At 72.6% G+C, this 19,419-nt stretch carries 16 protein-coding genes and 1 tRNA gene; 2 read left to right on the plus strand and 15 right to left on the minus strand.

Annotated elements, in window-relative coordinates; all coding sequences use genetic code 11:
• The first annotated feature begins 31 nt into the window (after nt 1-31).
• A tRNA-Cys gene (locus AB0F03_RS14510) sits at nt 32-103 on the plus strand.
• Nucleotides 104-174: 71 nt separating this feature from the next.
• Here the strand turns inward: AB0F03_RS14510 and AB0F03_RS14515 are convergent.
• The 10 genes from AB0F03_RS14515 to AB0F03_RS14560 all read right to left on the minus strand — a co-directional run bounded on the left by AB0F03_RS14515 (nt 175) and on the right by AB0F03_RS14560 (nt 11,176).
• Complete coding sequence (locus tag AB0F03_RS14515; RefSeq protein ID WP_361990637.1) at nt 175-381, minus strand: DUF397 domain-containing protein; 207 nt, start codon at nt 379-381, stop codon at nt 175-177.
• Complete coding sequence (locus AB0F03_RS14520) at nt 378-1,253, minus strand: helix-turn-helix transcriptional regulator (RefSeq protein WP_361990640.1); 876 nt, start codon at nt 1,251-1,253, stop codon at nt 378-380. The genes AB0F03_RS14515 and AB0F03_RS14520 overlap by 4 nt, the downstream gene beginning before the upstream one ends.
• A gap of 108 nt (nt 1,254-1,361) precedes the next feature.
• On the minus strand, nt 1,362-2,519 hold the full coding sequence (locus tag AB0F03_RS14525) for an SUKH-4 family immunity protein (protein WP_361990643.1): 1,158 nt from the start codon (nt 2,517-2,519) through the stop codon (nt 1,362-1,364).
• A gap of 131 nt (nt 2,520-2,650) precedes the next feature.
• Nucleotides 2,651-2,776: a hypothetical protein gene (locus tag AB0F03_RS14530; protein ID WP_356946018.1), complete on the minus strand. Its 126-nt coding sequence runs from the start codon at nt 2,774-2,776 to the stop codon at nt 2,651-2,653.
• Nucleotides 2,773-5,082 carry a molybdopterin cofactor-binding domain-containing protein gene (locus AB0F03_RS14535; RefSeq protein WP_361990646.1) on the minus strand — a complete coding sequence of 770 codons (2,310 nt, stop codon included), beginning with the start codon at nt 5,080-5,082 and terminating at the stop codon, nt 2,773-2,775. Before AB0F03_RS14535 ends, AB0F03_RS14530 begins: the two co-directional genes overlap by 4 nt.
• Nucleotides 5,079-7,331: a 2Fe-2S iron-sulfur cluster-binding protein gene (locus tag AB0F03_RS14540; RefSeq protein ID WP_361990649.1), complete on the minus strand. Its 2,253-nt coding sequence runs from the start codon at nt 7,329-7,331 to the stop codon at nt 5,079-5,081. Before AB0F03_RS14540 ends, AB0F03_RS14535 begins: the two co-directional genes overlap by 4 nt.
• Entirely contained in the window at nt 7,328-8,221 is an 894-nt protein-coding gene (locus tag AB0F03_RS14545; protein ID WP_361990652.1) for an FAD binding domain-containing protein, read from the minus strand. The genes AB0F03_RS14540 and AB0F03_RS14545 overlap by 4 nt, the downstream gene beginning before the upstream one ends.
• A gap of 224 nt (nt 8,222-8,445) precedes the next feature.
• Nucleotides 8,446-10,083 carry a beta-N-acetylhexosaminidase gene (locus AB0F03_RS14550; RefSeq protein WP_361990655.1) on the minus strand — a complete coding sequence of 546 codons (1,638 nt, stop codon included), beginning with the start codon at nt 10,081-10,083 and terminating at the stop codon, nt 8,446-8,448.
• Nucleotides 10,084-10,280: 197 nt separating this feature from the next.
• Nucleotides 10,281-10,574 (minus strand): DUF3039 domain-containing protein, encoded by a 294-nt coding sequence (locus tag AB0F03_RS14555; RefSeq protein WP_121791220.1) that lies wholly within the window; start codon nt 10,572-10,574, stop codon nt 10,281-10,283.
• 29 nt (nt 10,575-10,603) lie between these two features.
• Nucleotides 10,604-11,176: a YqgE/AlgH family protein gene (locus AB0F03_RS14560; protein ID WP_361990658.1), complete on the minus strand. Its 573-nt coding sequence runs from the start codon at nt 11,174-11,176 to the stop codon at nt 10,604-10,606.
• Nucleotides 11,177-11,442: 266 nt separating this feature from the next.
• Between AB0F03_RS14560 and murA the strand changes: the two genes are divergently transcribed.
• On the plus strand, nt 11,443-12,783 hold the full coding sequence (gene murA, locus AB0F03_RS14565) for a UDP-N-acetylglucosamine 1-carboxyvinyltransferase (RefSeq protein WP_361990661.1): 1,341 nt from the start codon (nt 11,443-11,445) through the stop codon (nt 12,781-12,783).
• A 171-nt stretch (nt 12,784-12,954) separates the two neighbouring features.
• Here the strand turns inward: murA and AB0F03_RS14570 are convergent, their stop codons facing one another.
• The 5 genes from AB0F03_RS14570 to AB0F03_RS14590 form a co-directional block, all read right to left on the minus strand.
• Nucleotides 12,955-13,236 carry an HU family DNA-binding protein gene (locus AB0F03_RS14570; RefSeq protein ID WP_023550134.1) on the minus strand — a complete coding sequence of 94 codons (282 nt, stop codon included), beginning with the start codon at nt 13,234-13,236 and terminating at the stop codon, nt 12,955-12,957.
• A gap of 293 nt (nt 13,237-13,529) precedes the next feature.
• Complete coding sequence (locus tag AB0F03_RS14575; protein ID WP_361990664.1) at nt 13,530-14,945, minus strand: NAD-dependent malic enzyme; 1,416 nt, start codon at nt 14,943-14,945, stop codon at nt 13,530-13,532.
• A gap of 374 nt (nt 14,946-15,319) precedes the next feature.
• The gene (locus AB0F03_RS14580; protein WP_361990667.1) at nt 15,320-17,701 is read right to left on the minus strand and encodes a UvrD-helicase domain-containing protein; all 2,382 of its coding nucleotides are present in this window, start codon (nt 17,699-17,701) and stop codon (nt 15,320-15,322) included.
• A gap of 138 nt (nt 17,702-17,839) precedes the next feature.
• Nucleotides 17,840-18,607 carry a zf-HC2 domain-containing protein gene (locus tag AB0F03_RS14585; RefSeq protein ID WP_361990670.1) on the minus strand — a complete coding sequence of 256 codons (768 nt, stop codon included), beginning with the start codon at nt 18,605-18,607 and terminating at the stop codon, nt 17,840-17,842.
• 62 nt (nt 18,608-18,669) lie between these two features.
• Entirely contained in the window at nt 18,670-19,254 is a 585-nt protein-coding gene (locus tag AB0F03_RS14590) for a sigma-70 family RNA polymerase sigma factor (RefSeq protein WP_030167252.1), read from the minus strand.
• Nucleotides 19,255-19,419 lie beyond the last annotated feature (165 nt).

A 19,419-nucleotide genomic window follows, 5' to 3' on the forward strand; every position in this document is an offset into this window, starting at 1 on the left:
CCCCACCCCCGTACGTTCGTCTCACGAACACGGCCGTGTGCCCGAGTGGTTCAGGGACTCGCCTGCAAAGCGAGTTACGCGGGTTCGATTCCCGCCACGGCCTCTGACTGTCCGACCAGGTACGGCGAGAAGGGCGGCACCCGCGGGGGATGCCGCCCTTCTCGCCGTCCGTCGTCAGCTCCGGGACGTGTGGGCCACGAAGTCCGACCAGGCGGTCGGGGTGAGGGTGAGCCGGGGGCCGGTGGTGTGCTTGGAGTCGCGGACGTGCACCGTGGCGTGAGTGGTGGCTATCTCGACGCAGGACTCGCCGTCGGTGCCACTGCTGTAGCTGCTCTTGAACCACGCCAGTCCTGAGGCGCTCTCGGCGACCTTGGGGATCATGTTTCTCCCAGCAGTTTCTCGATGAAGGCCTGTGACTCCCGCGGCGGGAGGGCTTGCGCTCGGATCGTGCCATAGCGCAACTCAAGGATGCGCAGCTGTTTCGGGTCGGCGATCGGGCGCCCGTTGAACGCGCCGTCAGAGCGGCCCACCGCCTTCCCGTCCGAGAACTTCAGCAGCTCGATCTTCCCGTCCAGCCCGGGGTGGGCATCAGTCTCGGTCGGCATGACCTGAAGCGTGACGTTCCGCAACCGCCCTACTTCCAACAGGCGTTCGAGCTGCTGTCGCCACACCATTGTGCCTCCGACCGGTCGGCGCAGGACCGCCTCTTCCAGCACGAAGTGGATCGAAGGGGCCGGGATGCCGGAGAAGACCGACTGCCTGTCCAGACGTGCTGCCACCATGCGGTCCACATCGTCCGGCGAGTACGGCGGCTGCGCTGCCTCGATCAGGGTTCGAGCGTGCGCCGGGGTCTGCAAGAGTCCGTGGACGCTGCTGCACTCGTACACGCCGATCTCGACGGCCTTGGCTTCGAGTTCCTTCAGTTCCCGCACCTTCTTCGGGTAACGGACCTTCTCCACGTCCTCCTTCATCGCCGACAGCAGTCCGCCCGCGCCCAACAGCGTGTCCGCTCGGTCGAGATACTCGGGGCGGGGGATCCGCTTGCCGCTCTCGATCTTGTAGACCATGTCCTTGCCGTAGCCGACGGCCCTGCCGAAGTCGCCGGCCCGCATGCCCGCCGCCTCACGCCTGAGCTTCAGCTGTCGGCCGACCGTGGCGATGACCGCGACTCCCCACTCGTCGTCCGGGTCCACCTCCCAGCCCTGTTCGCTCACCTCGTCCTTGAGCGGCTCCACGTCCGCGTCGACCGTCATCCGTACCCCCTTCATCACCGTGTGTGCCGACCTCGTCACGCGCAACGGTAGGGAGGGTGGGGCGGGCCAAGTGAGCCGATGCGGGGAAATTCACCGGAACCCGGCGTCTCAGAACACCGCGCTCGTCTCGTCCTGGAAGAGGTCCGTCCAGTAGTGCCAGGTGGTGGACGGCAGGGTGCCGGTGGGGTCCAGGGTGTTGAGGGTTTCGATCATGGCGGCGGCCAAGTGGTCGTAGGCGCGGGTCGCCAGTTCGTGGCCGAGGTGGGCGTCGATGGTGCGCTCGTGGTGGACGAGCCACAGGGCGAACGCCATGGTGGAGACGTCGGTGTTGAGGGGGTGGAGCGTCGCCTCGGGTTCGTCGAAGGTGAGGACCGCGCCCGTGCGCCCGTCGACCAGCAGGCTGGTCTCCTCCGGCAGGCAGCCGAGGCGGATCAGGTGGTCGCAGTGGGCCGGGAGCCGGTCCGTGGGGTAGCCGGTGTGCTCCTGTGTGACGTACTCCCGCAGCGTCGGCAGCGGCACGTCCGTGTCGGCGTGGAAGAAGACCGCCTCCTCCGGCAGCCCCGTCCCGCGCAGGAAGCGGCGCGTCGGTTCGTGGGTGAGCGTCGCCGGGAAGTCGACCTCCTCGAAGCGGGCCACCCTGCCGTACCCGAACTGCTGGTCCAGGAGGCGAGCGGGAAGGTCGAGGGTGAGGCCCGACGCCGTGCCGGGGCCGGCGACGAGGGAGAGGGGGCGGATCAGTGCCGCCGCCTTCCAGTACGGCGGGACCTCGCCGCCCGTGCCCTCCTCGAAGAGGGCGAGGAGGCGGCGGGAGGCCTCGGTCGCCGTCTCGGGGCCGTACCGTCCCGCCAGGGTGGCGAACCGGCCGCGCAGGCCCGCGAGTTCCTCGGTGACGGCGGCGAAGCGCAGCAGTGTGTGCAGGGAGGGCGCGAAGGGGCGGGGGGCGGACGGGGCGACCAGGTGGGCCGTCGTCAGCTCGCCCGTGACGCCGTCGAGCAGGATCGACTCGCGTGCCATGCCGGCCGGGGTGAGCAGTTCGCCTATGACCAGGCGGCTACGCAGCTCCTCCGCCAGGCCGAGGGGGCCGTCCGTGGCGTCGGCGAGCGTGCGCAGGCCGTATGTGCGCAGCGGGGAGAAGGTCAGCAGGCCGGTGTCCGCGGGCAGGCCGGGGCCGGCGAGCAGGCCGCGCGTCGGTGCGTGGGTGACGTAGCGGTCCAGCTCCGCCTCGGTCAGTGTGATCGCCGGCATCCCGGCCTCGGTCGTGCTCATCGCTCCCCCGCGATCTCCCCTGTGCGTGACAGGCGTGCGTACCCCGTCGTACGCGGCCCCCGGTCAGGTGCCCCGACTGCTCCGCACACTACGCCGCCCCACTGACAACGGCCCTCACCAGGAAGGACGCCTCAGGTCAGGTAGATCCCGCCCAGCACGACGGCCACGGCCGCCGCGGCGAACAGCAGGATCCAGAGGATCAGCTTGCCCGCGCTGGGCGGGGGTTCGTAGCGGGGCTCCTGCCCGGGAGTACTCACCGGTCCGTGACCACGGCCGCCTGGGGGCGGATCGGGAGGCGGTTGACGGGGCGGCCGGTGGCCGCGCGGACGGCGGAGGCGATCGCCGCCGGGGCCGTCACCACCGGGACCGCGCTGACCGACTTGGCGCCGAAGGGGGCGACCACGTCCCGTTCCTCGACCAGTCTGACGATGCGGATGTCCGGGGCGTCCAGGGCGGTCGGCAGGGCGTAGCCGGTCAGGTCGGGGTGGCGGACCAGGCCGCGCGGGGTGCGGAGGTTCTCGGTGAGCGCGATGCCGACGCCCTGCGTCACGCCGGCCTCGATCCGGGCCGTCAGCTGGGCCGGGTTGAGGATCCTGCCGACGTCCTGGGCCACCGCCAGCTCCACCACCCGGACCGAGCCCAGCTCGATGTCGACGTCGACCACCGCGCGGATCGCGCAGAAGGCGAGTCCGACGAAGGCGTCGCCCTGGCCGGCGGCGTTCAGCGGCTCGGTGGGGTGCGGGCGGCACTGGGCCGTCGCCCACAGCTCCTTGCCGTCCAGCGCCTCGGTGACCGTCGTGGACAGCACACCGTCGTACGACGTGATCTTGCCGTCGGTGATCTGGAGCAGCTCGGTGGACATGCCGAACTTGTGGGCGAGGGGCTGGAGCAGCTGGGTGCGGACCATCTTCGCCGCCCGCTCCACCGCGCCGCCCGACACCCAGGTGTGCCGGCTCCGGCAGCCCGCGCCGGCCGGCGGCTGGTCGGTGTCGACCGGGGCGACGTGGACGTCCTCGATGCCGAGGGTCTCCTGCACGATCTGCCGGGCGAGGGTGGTGAAGCCCTGTCCGGTCTCCACGGCCGCGCACAGCACGGTCGCGATGCCGTCGTGGACCTTGACCGTCGCCGTGGACACCTCGTCGGCGCCCTCCGCGCCCAGCATGTGCACCATGCCCAGGCCGTAGCCGACGCCCCGGCGCACCGCGCCGGGTTCGCCCGCGCCCTCGGGGCCGCCGGGCAGCAGCCAGTCCTCCTCGGGCATGTCCTTGGGCAGCGCGGGCAGCGGGGCGTCCCGGACGGCCTGGAGGAGTTCGGCGACCGGCGCGGGGCAGGTCACGGTCTGCCCGATCGGCAGCACGTCACCGGTGGCGAGGACGTTGCGCAGGCGCAGCTCGGCCGGGTCCAGGCCGAGTTTCTTCGCCAGCTTGTCCATCTGCGCCTCGTAGGCGGCGCACACCTGGAGGGCGCCCTCGCCGCGTACGTGGCCGGAGGGCGGGTTGTTGGTGCGGACGGCCCAGCCCTCGATGAAGGCGTTCGGTACCACGTACGGGCCGCACGCGAAGGAGACGGCGGCGGCCAGGGCCTCCGCGGAGGTGTCGGCGTACGCGCCCGCGTCCAGCAGGATCTGCGCCTCGACCTTGACCAGCCGGCCCTCGGCGTCGGCGTGGTGGCGGTAGCGCAGCAGGGTGGGGTGGCGGTGGACGTGGCCGAGGAAGGACTCCTCGCGCGTCGCGGTGAGTTTCACCGGGCAGCCGGTCCGGAGCGCGAGCAGGCCGAGCGGGAGCTGGAAGCCCTGGTCCTCACGGTCCGCCGTGGCGCCGGGCACCCCCGTGACCACGATCTTCACCCGGTCGGGGGACAGGCCGTAGCAGGCGGCGGCCGTGTTGCGGTCGCTGTGCGGGTCGGTGGAGGCCAGGTACAGCTCGACGCCGCCGTCGGGGCGGGGCACGGCGAGGCCGGCCTCGGCGCCGATGGGGGCCGGGTCCTGGCGGCCGATGCGGTACAGGCCCTCGACCACGATCTCGCCGGCCGCCTCCGGGTCCCCGTGGTGCAGCGGGATGTGCCGGATCAGGTTGCCGTCGGGGTGCAGCGGCTCGGCCTCGAAGGCCTGTTCCGGGTCGGTGACCGGGTCCAGCACCTCGTACTCGACGATGACGGCGGCGGCGGCCATCCGCGCGGTGTCCGGGTGGTCGGCGGCGACCGCGGCGATGGGCTCGCCGTGGTGGCGTACGACCTCGGAGGCGAACACCGGCCGGTCGGGCGTGCCCCGGCCGTGGCGCGGCGTGCCGGGCACGTCCTCGTGGGTGATGACGGCGCGGACGCCGGGCATCTCACGCGCGTGGGTGGTGTCGATGGACACGATGCGCGCGTGCGCGTGCGGGGAGCGCAGCACGGCCGCCCACAGCAGGCCCTCGGCCCACAGGTCGGCCGCGTAGGGGAAGGTGCCCTCGGTCTTCGCGCGGGCGTCGGCGTGCGGCAGGGAGACGCCGAGGCCGTGCGGCGACGGTTCGGCCTCGGGAACGGGTTCCGCCGCGGTGGTCGCGATGCCGGCCTCGTTGCTCACGCCTGGCCTCCGTCCTGCCCGTAGTGCTGGTCCTGCGGTCCGGGCGCGCCGTACGCGTCCGGGGCATCGCCGTACGCGTCCTGCGCGTCGCCGTAGCCGTCGGCGGTGGCGCCGTACCCGTCCGGGGCGTCGCCGTACGCGTCCGGGGCGTCGCCGTACGCGTCCGGGGCGTCGCCGTACGCGTCCCGCGCGTCGCCGTACCCGTCGGGGGTGGCGTCGAAGGCGGGCGGCGCGTGGTGGGCGCGCGGCGTGCCGAACGCTCCCGGTGACTCGAACGCCGACGGGTGGATGCCGCCGGAGCCGGGGCCCGCCTGGTGCGGGATGCGTGCCTCGTCCCCGTCCGTGCCGGGACCGGCCTGGGACGCCTCGCGCTCGGCGACGACCTCCTGGACGGCCTCCAGCACGCCGCGGTAGCCGGAGCAGCGGCACAGGTTGCCGCACAGGGCCTGCCGGGTCTCCAGCTCGGTGGGCGCCGGGTTGCCCTCCAGCAGGTCGTGCAGGGTCATCGCGATGCCGGGCACGCAGAAGCCGCACTGCACGGCGCCGCAGCGGGCGAGGGCGCGCTGGACGTCGGAGGGCTCCCCGTCGGCGGCCAGGCCCTCGACCGTACGGACCTCGCTGCCGGCCGCGGTGACCGCCGGGACCAGGCACGAGGCCACGAGCCGGCCGTCGACCTGCACGTTGCACGCCCCGCACTCGCCCTGCGAGCAGCCGTCCTTGGCACCGGCGAGGCCGAGCCGTTCGCGCAGCACGTACAGCAGCGACTCGCCGATCCAGGCGTCGGTGACCGGGCGGTCGGCGCCGTTGACGCGCAGCACGAAGGAGGCCAGAGGGTGGTCGTCGTGCGGCGGGAGGGGTACGGCGGCCGGTTCCCCGGTGTCGTCTGTGGCGGAGTCCGGGGCGTCCTGTATGTCCTGGGCGTCCGTGGCCTCTTGGGCCTCTGTGGCGTCCTGGGCGGAGTCCTCGGGGCCGGCCGGGTCGGGCGCGTCGGCGGGCCGCGGGGTCGCGGGGTCGTCCGCGTCCGCGGGGTACTGCTCCGCGGGGGCGTCCGAGTCCGCGGGGGCGGCCGTGGCCGCCGCTGTCGCGGGCCCGGGGGCGGTCGCCGGGTCCGCGGGCTCCTCGTGGCCCGCCGGAGCGTCACCGGGGCGTTCAGGGGCCTCGGCGAGGCCGTGGGCCTCCGCCTCCGGGGCGGCAGCGGGCTGTGCGTGCGGGTCGTCGTCCACACCGGCGTCCGTGCGGCCGGGCTCGGCCGGAGCGCCGTCCGGGTGACCGGGGTCGCGGTGACCGCCGTCTCCCCGGGCACCGTCCGCGTGACCGTTCCCGGCGTGACCGGCCTCCGTGGGACCGGGGTCGCCATGACCGGTGTCGGCGTGGTCGAAGTCCTCGAACGCGCTCCCGGCGGGAGCCGCTCCGGCGGGACCGAAGTCGTCGTGACCGGTCCCGTCCCGGCCGTCCTCCGCGTGACCGGCCGGGCCCTGCCCGTACCCGTCCTGCCGGACGTGCCCGTCCTGCCGGATGTATCCGTTCTCCGGCACGTACCCGTCCTCGGGGACGTACCCGTCGTCCGGGACGTACCCGTCCTCCCGTGCGAACCCGTCCTCCGGGACGTACGCCTCCGGGGCGGGCGCCGTGGCGGCGCCGGCCGGGTGGGTGCCGGTGTGGTCGGGCGGGCCGGGGTGGCCGGGGGCCGCCGGCTGGGCCGGGGGGCCGTCCCAGGGGTGGCCCGCGCCGTCCGTCGCCCAGGGCGCGGCCGCGCCGCCGGGCAGGGTGGCCGGCGGGGTGCCGCCCCACTGCTCGACCAGCGAGGACGTCGTGAACTCGCCCGACTCGTCCGGCAGGTCGCCGCCCGCGACGGGGATGGACCACTGCCCGGTGACGTCGTGCCCCGGGGCGGCCGGTGCCGCGGGCTCCTCGAAGGTCCAGTGCTGGGTGGCACCGGGCCGGTACGCGAAACGGTCGTCCGTGGCCTGCGGCGGGGCCGGCGCGGCGTTCGGGTCGGGCCAGTGGGCGCCGCCCTCGGGCGCGGGCCAGTCGTCCGGGGTGCCGTCGGGGTTCGTGGCCGTGATCCGCGGCGGTACATAGCCGTGTCCGGGCGCGGCCAGCGGGCTGTCGCCGGACAGCAGGGCGTCGATGCCGCCCTCGGGGAGCCTGACGAAGGCGGTGGCGCCGTCGTCGTAGTCGCCCTGGGGCAGCGGGTCCCAGCGGCCGCCGCTGCGGGGCGCGCCCTCTCCGTGCTGGTCGTCGGTCACGACAGCGCCCTCCCCAGTGCTCGTCGGGCCAGCGCGGCGACGGTGCGCCGCAGGTGCAGTACGGCGGGCGGAAGCGGGGTCACCGAGCCGTCGGGCTCGGGCACCGGGTCGGGGATGCAGGCCGCGGCGACGTACTCGCCGAAGGCGCGCAGGGCCTCCGGTACGAGGGCGCGGTCGTTGTCCCAGTCGATGAGCTGCGCCACCCACTGCTCGGCCTCCAGGGGCCGCAGCGGCATCGGCGCTATGGCCCCGACGGCACAGCGCACGCCGCGCCGGGCGGGGTCGAGGACGAGGGCGACGGAGGCCAGCGCGCGGCCGGGGCCGGTGCGCCCGGTGGCCTTCACGAAGACCTGCGGGGCGTGCAGCAGCGGCACGCGCACGTAGCCGATGAGTTCGCCGCCGCGCAGCAGCTCCATGCCGGCGAGCAGGTGCGACACCGGGATCTCCCGGCGGGCTCCGCCCGGGCCCGCGATGATCAGGGTCGCTTCCAGGGCGGCGAGCACCGGCAGGGCGTCCCCGGTGGGGGCGGCGGTGGCGATGTTGCCGCCCAGGGTGCCCGCGTTGCGGATGTGCGGCGGGCCGGCGGCGCGCGCCGCGGCGGCGAGCGCCGGGATCAGGGCCGCGAAGTCCGGACGGCCCATGCGGGCGTGGGTGAGGCCCGCGCCGAGCAGGGCGTGGCCGTCCTGGTACTGCCAGCCGCGGATCTCGCTGATCCGGCCGAGGCCCACCAGGGCGGCGGGCCTGAGCTGGCCGGAGTTGACGGCGGCCATCAGGTCGGTGCCGCCCGCGACGGGGACGGCGGCGGGCAGGGCGGCGAGGGCCGCCACCGCCTCGTCCAGTGTCGTGGGCAGCGTGACGGCCTGCGCCGCCTGCGGTGCGTGCGTGGTCAAACCGGCTGCCCCTTCCCGCTGCCCCACCTGGTCCCGCCTGTGCTGCCGTACGGTACGTGCTGACAGGGCGGACGACGCAACTCTGGCACATCTTCGCAAGGCTCGAACGCGGGGGTCCGCTAGGAGGCATTCGCCCATCTCACTGGGGAGATGGTCCGGTTTCGGGCGGCATCACCGGTGCGCGCGGATTGCCACTCTTCGGTGATGCTGCCGGGGTTTTTCCGTTACCTGTTCGGGGGCGGTCCCTCGATCGGGCGGCCGAGCACGCCGGGGCGGCGCTGCCACGGCCGGGGGCCGGCGGGTGGCCGGTAGCCGACGCCGAGCGCGTCAAGCCGCCGGTAGTGCGCGGTCATCCGGCGTTCGAAGTCGGCGTAGTCCCGCTCCGCCGGGGCGGGCAGCCGGCTCCAGGCGACCTCGGCGAAGGCCGCGAGCCGGGGGAACGCCTGGTAGTCCACACGGGCGGAGTCCTCCAACGCCTCGGTCCACACGTTGGCCTGAGTGCCCAGCACGTGCCGCGCCTCCTGGCCGGTGAGCCCGGCCGGCACGGGTTCGAAGCGGTAGACGTCCTCCAGGGTGCGTACGAAGCCGAGCGGCACCGGCTCGTCCGCGCCGGGGGCCTGCCGGTGGTCCAGGTACACGTACTGCTCCGGGCACATCACCACGTCGTGGCCGGCCCGGGCGGCGGCGGCCCCGCCCGCGTAGCCCCGCCAGGAGGAGACCGCCGCGCCCGGGGCGAGCCCGCCCTCCAGGATCTCGTCCCAGCCGATGAGGCGGCGTCCGCGCGCGGCGAGCCAGGCGTCGAAGTGCCCGATGAACCAGGACTGCAGGCCGGCCTCGCCGTCGAGGCCGAGGTCCGTGATGCGGGTCTTGGCGGTCACGGACTCGGCCCACTGCCCCTTGGGGCACTCGTCGCCGCCGATGTGGACGAACTCCGAGAAGCCGGCGGCGTCCGCGGGGAACAGCTCCAGGACCTCCTCGAGGACGCCTTCGTAGAAGCGCAGGGTGGTGTCGGTGGGGGCCAGCACGTTGGCGGAGATGCCCCAGGTGTCCCAGACGGCGAGGGCGGTGGTGTCGACGACGTCGGTGTTGCCGAGTTCGGGATAGGCGGCGATGGCGGCCTGCGAGTGGCCCGGTACGTCGATCTCCGGGACGACGGTGATGTGCCGTTCGGCGGCGTAGGCGACGATCTCCCGGATGTCGTCCTGGGTGTAGTAACCCCCGTGCGGTTTCTCGTCCCAGAGCGGTGAGGCGCGGTGGCCGAACTTCGTCCGTGGCCGCCAAGAGGCTTTTTCGGTCAGTTTCGGATAGCGCTTGATCTCGATGCGCCAGCCCTGGTCGTCCGTCAGGTGGAGGTGCAGGACGTTGAGTTTGTGCGCGGCCATCAGGTCCAGGTAACGCAGCACGCCGTCCTTGGGCATGAAGTGCCGGGCGACGTCGAGGAGGAGGCCGCGCCAGCGGAACCGGGGGGCGTCCTCGACGGTCCGGCAGGGGACGCCGAGGGCGGCGTCCGGCCGTACGGGGGCACGCCGGAAGGCGTCGGGGCCGAGCAGCTGACGCAGCGTCTGCGCGCCCCAGAACACTCCGGCGGGCCCGCCGCCGCGGATCTCGACGCCCTGGCCGGCGACGGCGCCGAGCCGGTACGCCTCCGGCTCCAGGGTGCCGTCCACGAGCAGCCGTACGCCGTCGGGGGCGTCCCGGGGTCCGGGGCGCAGCGGCAGGCCCAGGGCGGCGCCGAGCGTCGCGCGCAGCCAGCGTTCGGTGCGTTCCGTGCCCGGGCCGGCCCACAGTGTGGTGGCGGGGCCGAGCGGCACGCCGCCGTCCGCCGGCTCCTCGACGGCGCGCGGCGCCGGAATCAGTTCCACGACCTCAACCCCTCACCCAGTGGCGCGTTGCGCTCTGCGCAACGGCGGTTTCTCTGCGCACAACGCATCGAAGGCTAGGGACTGCGGCGGCACCCCCACAAGAGGTCTGGACCAGTCAACTGCGCGGAAACGCGGAGATCCCCGGGACGCGCCTCACGCGCGTCCCGGGGATCTCACCGCCCAACTGCCGGCCGGGCCTACTTGTCGCCGCCCTTGCCGCCCTTGCCCTTGTCGTCGCCGCCGCTGCCCATGGATTCGTAGATCTCCTTGCACATGGGACACACGGGGTACTTCTTCGGGTCGCGGCCCGGCACCCAGACCTTGCCGCACAGCGCCACGACGGGCGTGCCGTCGAGGGCGCTCGCCATGATCTTGTCCTTCTGGACGTAGTGGGCGTAGCGCTCGTGGTCACCGTCGCCGTGGGACACCTGTGGCGTCGGCTCTACGAGGGTCCCCGTACCAGTCCCGCGCTCGGGCTCGAGAGTGCTCATACCGCCCAGGGTACTGAAGCTCACACGCATCAGTTGAGCGAAGGGTCGTCCGGATAGGTGGCCACCATCGCCAGCTCGTTGCGCTGCCGGCGCAGCACCTCGCGCCACAGCCGCTCCGGGGCCGGCGAGGAGACATCACCCGGCTCGGACTCCACGACGTACCAGGCGCCCTCCACCACCTCGTCCTCCAGCTGACCCGGGCCCCAGCCCGCGTAGCCGGCGAAGATGCGCAGCGAGCCGACCGCGGAGGCGAGCAGTTCCGGCGGGGCCTCCAGGTCGACCAGCCCGATCGCACCGTGCACCCGGCGCCAGCCCAGCGGGGCGTCGTCGCCGTCCGCGTCGCCGGGGATCACCGCGATGCCGAGCGCCGAGTCCAGCGAGACGGGACCGCCCTGGAAGACGACGCCGGGCTCGCCGGCGAGGCCGGCCCAGCCCTCCAGGATGTCGCCCACGTCCACCGGTGTGGGGCGGTTGAGCACGACACCGAGGGAGCCCTCCTCGTCGTGGTCGAGAAGGAGCACCACCGCACGGTCGAAGTTCGGGTCCGCCAGGGCGGGCGTGGCCACGAGCAGCCGCCCTGTGAGCGAGGACACCTCGGTCATGCCAGACATGATCCCGCATCTTCCCCTCGCGTGGGGAGCCAATCAGGTGGACGCAGCTCAGGGCACGGGGAGCCACCCCGGCGCGTACGGCGGCTCGGTGACCCGCAGTGCCCGGAGGGGAACCGTTCGTGTTGTGACACGGTCATGACCCGACCGGGCGGTCCTCGGGCTTACGGGCGAGGGGTGATCGGCGATTACCCTGTCTTCCCGGCCCCTGCGCACAGTGATCGGCCGGCCCCTGACCAACTCATCGGAACGCGAGATTCATGACCGTCAACGACGATGTCCTGCTTGTCCACGGCGGAACCCCGCTGGAGGGCGAGATCCGTGTCCGCGGTGCGAAGAACCTCGTGCCGAAGGCCATGGTCGCCGCCCTGCTGGGCAGTGAGCCGAGCCGACTGCGCAATGTTCCGGACATCCGTGACGTGCGGGTCGTCCGCGGCCTGCTCCAGCTGCACGGGGTGACGGTCCGCCCGGGTGAGGAGCCCGGCGAGCTGGTGCTCGACCCGACGCGCGTCGAGAGCGCCAACGTGGCCGACATCGATGCCCACGCGGGTTCCAGCCGTATTCCGATCCTCTTCTGCGGCCCGCTGCTGCACCGTCTCGGCCACGCGTTCATCCCGGGCCTGGGCGGCTGCGACATCGGCGGCCGGCCCATCGACTTCCACTTCGACGTGCTGCGGCAGTTCGGCGCGACCATCGAGAAGCGGGCGGACGGCCAGTACCTGGAGGCGCCGCAGCGGCTGCGCGGCACCAAGATCCGGCTGCCGTACCCGTCGGTCGGCGCGACCGAGCAGGTGCTGCTGACGGCCGTGCTCGCGGAGGGCGTCACCGAGCTGTCCAACGCGGCCGTCGAGCCGGAGATCGAGGACCTCATCTGCGTGTTGCAGAAGATGGGCGCGATCATCGCGATGGACACGGACCGGACGATCCGCATCACCGGTGTGGACAAGCTCGGCGGTTACGACCACCGCGCCCTCGCCGACCGGCTGGAGGCCGCGTCCTGGGCGTCGGCGGCGCTCGCCACCAACGGCAACATCTACGTCCGCGGCGCCCAGCAGCGCTCGATGATGACGTTCCTGAACACCTACCGCAAGGTGGGCGGTGCCTTCCGGATCGACGACGAGGGCATCCGGTTCTGGCACCCCGGCGGCCAGCTGAAGTCCATCGCCCTGGAGACGGACGTGCACCCCGGCTTCCAGACGGACTGGCAGCAGCCGCTGGTGGTGGCGCTCACCCAGGCCACGGGCCTGTCGATCATCCACGAGACGGTGTACGAGTCCCGCCTCGGCTTCACCTCCGCCCTGAACCAGATGGGCGCGCACATCCAGCTCTACCGCGAGTGCCTGGGCGGCTCGGACTGCCGTTTCGGCCAGCGCAACTTCCTGCACTCCGCGGTCGTGTCCGGCCCCACCCGCCTCCAGGGTGCCGACCTGGTCATCCCCGACCTGCGCGGCGGTTTCTCGTACCTGATCGCGGCCCTGGCCGCCGAGGGCACCTCCCGCGTCCACGGCATCGACCTCATCAACCGCGGCTACGAGAACTTCATGGAGAAGCTCGTCGAACTCGGCGCGAAGGTGGAGCTGCCGGGCAAGGCCCTCGGCTAGGCCCCACCCACGGCGAAAGGGCGGCACCCTCGATGGGAGGGGGCCGCCCTTTTCGGCGTCTTCGGCTGAGGCGCCCCGGAGGAGCGCGGGGAACTGCGCGACCAGCCACATCGGACCCGCAGTCGCCCACGACACTCACGTGGGACGGCGCTCAGAGCGGAGCGCTTACGCTTACTTGCCCTTGGCGGCTTCCTTGAGCTTGCTGCCCGCGGTCACCTTCACGCTGTAGCCGGCCGGAATGTTGATGGGCTCGCCGGTCTGCGGGTTCCGCGCGGTGCGAGCGGCACGGTGGGTGCGCTCGAAGGTCAGGAAGCCGGGGATGGTGACCTTCTCGTCGCCCTTGGCGACGATCTCGCCGACAGTCTCGGCGAACGCGGCCAGCACGGCGTCGGCGTCCTTGCGGGTCACCTCGGCGCGGTCGGCCAGCGCGGCCACCAGCTCACTGCGGTTCATGTTGTTACTCCCGTGTATTTCTTGCCGTTGGGGTGTGCCACGCGGCGCCGTCGCCCGAGGCACTGCGATGCCGATGCGCTCGCGCCCAGGGACGCATCCTGCCCCTACCTGCGGCGGGAAAGCCAATCCGGCACCCGTAGGAGTCGTGAGAACACCCTGGGGAGTCACACGAAAAGCGCCTGCTCGGCCGTCACCCTAGAGTGCGCCCGGCATCGGTCGGTTCCACGACGCGCCGGTGCGGGGGGCCGCCGTGGTGATGCTCACAGCCCCGCGCACCGAGCCGTGCGCCGTGTCTAGGCCGTTGCGCCGGCCGCCTTGGCGGCCTCGCGGACCGCGCCGGCGACGGCGCCCGCGACCTTGTCGTTGAAGACGCTGGGGACGATGTAGTTCGGGTTCAGCTCGTCCTCGCTGACGACGTCGGCCAGCGCCTTCGCGGCGGCCAGCATCATCTCGGTGTTCACCGTACGGGACTGCGCGTCCAGCAGGCCGCGGAAGACACCCGGGAAGACCAGCACGTTGTTGATCTGGTTGGGGAAGTCGGAGCGGCCGGTGGCCACGACGGCGGCCGTCTGGCGGGCGATCGCGGGCTCCACCTCGGGATCCGGGTTCGCGAGCGCGAACACGATGGCGCCGTCGGCCATGGCGGCCACGTCGTCGCCGTCCAGGACGTTCGGGGCGGAGACGCCGATGAAGACGTCGGCGCCGCGCACGGCCTCCTTCAGGGTGCCGGTGAGGCCCTCGGGGTTGGTGTTGTCGGCGATCCAGCGCAGCGGCGAGTCGGCCGGGGCGTCCACCAGGTCCTCGCGGCCCGCGTGGACGACACCGTGGATGTCGGCGACGACGGCGTTCTTCACGCCGGCGGCGATCAGCAGCTTGAGGATCGCCGTACCGGCCGCGCCGGCGCCGGACATGACCACCCGGATGCTCCCGATGGCCTTGTCCGTGACGCGCAGTGCGTTGGTCAGGGCGGCGAGGACGACGATGGCGGTGCCGTGCTGGTCGTCGTGGAAGACGGGGATGTCCAGGGCCTCGCGCAGCCGGGCCTCGATCTCGAAGCAGCGGGGGGCGGAGATGTCCTCGAGGTTGATGCCGGCGAAGCCGGGGGCGATCGCCTTGACGATCTCCACGATGGCGTCGGAGTCCTGGGTGTCCAGGCAGATCGGCCAGGCGTCGATACCGGCGAAGCGCTTGAAGAGGGCCGCCTTGCCCTCCATGACGGGCAGCGCGGCCATGGGGCCGATGTTGCCGAGGCCGAGCACGGCGGAGCCGTCCGTCACGACCGCAACGGAGTTGCGCTTGATGGTGAGACGGCGGGCGTCCTCGGGGTTCTCGGCGATGGCCATGCAGACGCGGGCGACACCCGGCGTGTAGACCATGGACAGGTCGTCACGGTTGCGGATGGGGTGCTTCGACGCCATCTCGATCTTGCCGCCGAGGTGCATGAGGAACGTACGGTCCGAGACCTTGCCCAGCGTGACGCCCTCGATGCCCCGCAGCTTCTCGACGATCTCCTCCGCGTGGGCCGTGGAGGTGGCCGCGATGGTGACGTCGATACGGAGCTTCTCGTGACCGGACGCGGTGACGTCGAGGCCGGTCACCGAGCCTCCGGAGGACTCCACGACGTTGGTGAGCTGCGAGACGGCGGTTCCGCTCGCGGGCACCTCCAGCCGGATCGTCATCGAGTAGGAGACGCTGGGCGCCGTTGCCATGGCCGACTTCCTCTGCTTTCACCGTGTCGCTAGTTGTGCCGTCCGATCGTCGCACCTACCGATCAGTACGTGGTAGTCGCCCTGGATTGCGGACGTTGTGTTCACGGACCCGATCGACAGCTGCTCGTTTTCGGAAAACGACTTCCACCATACGAGAGTTACTCGGGCAAGGAAAGAGGCCCACGTCACTTCCGTGACGTGGGCCTCCCACGTTCATGACACCGACCCGCCATGCTCGCCTCGCGGCAAGTGGTCGCTCGTAGCGACGAAGGTTGGGCCCGGGGGCTTGGATCGGGCCGGTGCCACGTCAAGGCTAACAAAGAGTTGCCCGGGACCATTCCTGCTGCGCCGAGTTCACCGGAAAACCTCTCCGCTCAGTCCCTGAGGAGGTCCGGGACCCCCGCCCCGTCCGGCTCGTCCCGCTCCCCCGACACCACCGTCAGCTGCTGGGTGGCCCTGGTCAGCGCCACGTACAGCACACGCAGTCCCGCCGGCGACTCGTCGGCGATCTCCGCGGGCGAGACGACCACCGTCGCGTCGTACTCCAGGCCCTTGGCCTCCAGGCTGCCCAGCGCCACCACCCGGTCGCCGAGCCCGGCCAGCCAGCGCCGGGCCTCCTCGCGCCGGTTCATCGCGACGACCACGCCGACCGTGCCGTCCACCAGCGCGAGCAACCGTTCCGCCTCGGCCCGCACGGTCCGCTCGAGGGAGTCGCGTACGACGGTGAAGCGGGGCTCGACGCCGGTGGACCGCACGGCGGTCGGCGCCTCGGCACCCGGCATGGCCAGGGCCAGCACCCTGGCCGCCAGCTCGGCGATCTCCGCCGGGTTGCGGTAGTTCACCGTGAGCTGGAAACGGCGCCGGGGCCGGGTGCCCAGGGCCTCGTCGCGGGCCTCGGCCGCCTCGTCCGGGTCGGACCAGGACGACTGAGCCGGATCCCCGACCACCGTCCAGGTGGCGTGCCGGCCGCGGCGGCCGACCATGCGCCACTGCATCGGCGTGAGGTCCTGCGCCTCGTCCACGATGACGTGCGCGTACTCGGTGCGCTCCTGCGCCAGGCGCTCGGCGCGCTCCCACTGCGACTCCGCACGCACCGGCATCAGCTCCTCCAGGCCGGTGAGCTGGTCCAGCGGGTCCAGCTCGCGCTTCCTGCGCGGCCGGGCCGGCGCGCCGAGGATCGCCTGGAGCTCGTCGAGCAGGGCGATGTCGTGCACCGAGTGGCCGTCGCGCCGCAGGGCGCGGGCGACCTTGCGGACCTCGCCGGGGTTGAGGATCCGCCGGGCCCAGCGGCCGAGCCGCTTCTCGTCGGCCATGGCGGCGAGCACGGCCTTCGGGGTCAGCTCGGGCCACCAGGCGTCGAGGAAGCCGAGGAAGCTGTCCTCCGTGCTGACGTCCTCGTCGAAGGAGGAGCGCAGTTCGGCGGCCAGTTCGGGGTCGGCGTGCCGGCCGGCGGCGCCGGATCTCGCCCACAGGGCGTCCAGGAGCAGTCTGCGGGCGCGCGGACGGAGCAGGTTGACGGGCGCGGTGCCACCGAGAACGGTACGGCGGATGCGGTCCAGCTCGCCGGCCTCCAGCTCGATCCGGCGCCCGAAGGCGACCACCCGCAGACGGGTGGGCGGACCGCCGGCCGGGCCCGCCCCGGCACTCCCGGCGTCGTCGGCGTCGTCGTCCAGGGCGAGCTGCCCCGCCGGGGCGCCGGACCCCAGCTCCAGGGCGCCCCGGGCCGCCTTCCGCAGCACCTTCAGCATCCGGTACGAGCCCTTGGCGCGGGCCACGGCCGGGGAGTCGTACAGCGTGGCCTCCGCGCCGTCGACCAGTGAACCGATCGCACGGACGGCGACCTGGCCCTCCTCGCCGAGCGAGGGCAGCACGCCCTCGGTGTAGGCGACGAGCAGCGGGGTCGGCGAGACGATCAGGATGCCGCCCGCGTACCGGCGCCGGTCCTGGTAGAGCAGGTAGGCGGCGCGGTGCAGGGCGACGGCGGTCTTCCCGGTGCCCGGCCCGCCCTCGACGTAGGTGACGGAGGCGGCGGGGGCGCGGATGACCAGGTCCTGCTCGGCCTGGATGGAGGAGACGATGTCCCGCATGGTGTGGCCGCGGGCCTGGCCGAGGGCGGCCATGAGGGCGCCGTCCCCGATGACGGGCAGCTCGTCACCGCCCAGGTACGCCGTCAGCTCCGGGCGCATGAGGTCGTCCTCGACCCCCAGCACCCGGCGCCCCCTGGACCGGATGACCCGGCGCCGCACGACCCGTCCCGGCTCCACGGGGGTGGCCCGGTAGAAGGGCGCGGCGGCGGGTGCGCGCCAGTCGATGACCAGCGGGGAGTAGTCCGCGTCCAGCACACCGATGCGCCCGATGTGCAGGGTCTCGGCGATGTCGGCGGTGTTGTCCTCGCGCACCGCGCCCTCGGCGGGCTCCACCGCGGTGTACGCGCCGTCGGGCCCCTTCTTTCCGTCCCTGCCGGGCAGCAGGTCGATGCGGCCGAAGAGGAAGTCCTCGAACTCGTTGTTGAGCCGGTTGAGATGGACACCGGCCCGGAACACCTGCGCGTCGCGCTCGGCGAGCGCGCCGGGCGTGCCGACCTGGCCCCGCTGGGCCGCGTCGTGCATCAGGAACTCGGCCTCGTGGATCTTCTCCTCGAGCCGCCGGTACACCCGGTCCAGGTGTTCCTGTTCGACGCTGATCTCCCGGTCGCGGACGGAATCGCGTGCGTCCTGTACCGAGCCGACCGCGGACTGCTGAACCTGAGCGGCCACCGGGCCCCCTTCTGACGTGCTGGGCAGCCGTCAACCGTACGCGAAGGGAGCGGGCGCAGGCTACGGCACGTCGGTCCGGCGCCCCCGGATCACCCGGGAACGCCGGAAAGAAGGGGCTCACCGAGCCCGCCGCGACGCCTAGGCGTCGACCTGCACGAGCTTCTTGCCCTCGAAGGTCACGATCTCGAAGTGGTCGATCTCGTTCGGCTGGAAGGCCGCGGCCCCGCCGATGTAGAGCGGCTTCTTGGACTCCTCGGTCTTCGCGCCCGGGATGCCGTACCCCCAGTTCGGGACCGACCACGACGACATGGTCACGCGCTGCCCGTTCTTGGCGACGAGCACCAGGGAGCACTTCAGCGGGCCCTTGACGTTCTTCAGCTCCAGGACCGCCTGCGTGCCCCAGTCCTTGCGGGCCATGCCGACGGTCGCGCTGACCGAGGTCGACGGGTCCGTGGCCGACTTCTTGTCGGACATGGTCTCGAAGGTCGCCTGGGCGGGCGTCGCGGTGACCTGCCGGCCGCTGTCCGAGCCGCCGTTCACGGCCACGGCGGCCAGCGGTCCGGCGATGATCAGCGCGGCCGCCGCCGCGACCATGTAGAAGCTGCGCCGGCGCTTCTGGGCGCGCCGCTCGGCGACCTCGTCCACCAGCTTCTCCGCCAGCCGCGGGCTGGGCCGGGCGGACAGCGACTCACCGATCGCGGGCGTGCTGCCGGAGCCGGGCAGGTCCGCGAGCGCGGCCAGCATCGGTTCCATCCCGGCCAGCTCGTCGAGCTGCTGGGCGCACCACTCGCAGCCGGCGAGATGCGCCTCGAAAGCGGTTGCCTCGACGTCGTCGAGAATCCCGAGGGCGTAGGCGCCGACGGTCTCGTGCTCGCTCGGCACCGAAGATCCCTGCCTGGGGTTCATGGGGCCAGACATACCCGGACCACCCGGTCCGAATCCTGGCATTCCCCCGTAGCCGTTGCTCATCACGCCGTCACCCCCCGCTCCTCCAGTGCCAGCTTCATCGACCGCAGGGCGTAGAACACCCGGGAGCGGACCGTGCCGCTCGGAATGCCCAGTGTCTCGGCCGCCTCGTTGACCGTACGCCCCTTGAAGTACGTCTCGACGAGGACCTCCCGGTGGGCCGGGGTCAGGTCGTCGAGCGCGTCCGACAACGTCATCAGCCACAGCGCCTTGTCGATCTCGTCCTCCGCGGGGATGACCTCCAGCGGCGACGGATCGACCTCCTGCGGCCGGGCCTGCCGGCTGCGATGGCCGTCGATGACGATGCGGCGCGCGACCGTCACCAGCCAGGGGCGTACCGAACCGGTCGCCCGATTGAGCTGACCGGCGTTCTTCCAGGCACGGATGAGCGTCTCCTGCACGACGTCCTCGGCACGCTGCCGATCGCCGGCGACCAGTCGCAGGACGTACGCGAGGAGAGGTCCGGCGTGCTCCCGGTACAGGGCACGCATCAGCTCCTCGTCAGGTTCCGAGGGCTGTGAGGACATGCGATGTCGGGCCCTCGATCCACGTTCATTGGCCACGGCCGCATCCTTGCGCACGCCCACCTCCGGTGTCCGGGGGTTCCCCCAGTCGGTCGCTCGCCCACCCGTACGGACAGGGGCGGCCCGGTGTTCAAACCGGAGTGACAGATTTCCCTGGAGTGACGTGACGAGCGGGACATGGGTGCACATTCCCACCAGCTGATCTTTACATTTACGGCACATCGCCGA

The organism is Streptomyces sp. NPDC028722, from assembly GCF_040637655.1.
Classification (GTDB): domain Bacteria; phylum Actinomycetota; class Actinomycetes; order Streptomycetales; family Streptomycetaceae; genus Streptomyces.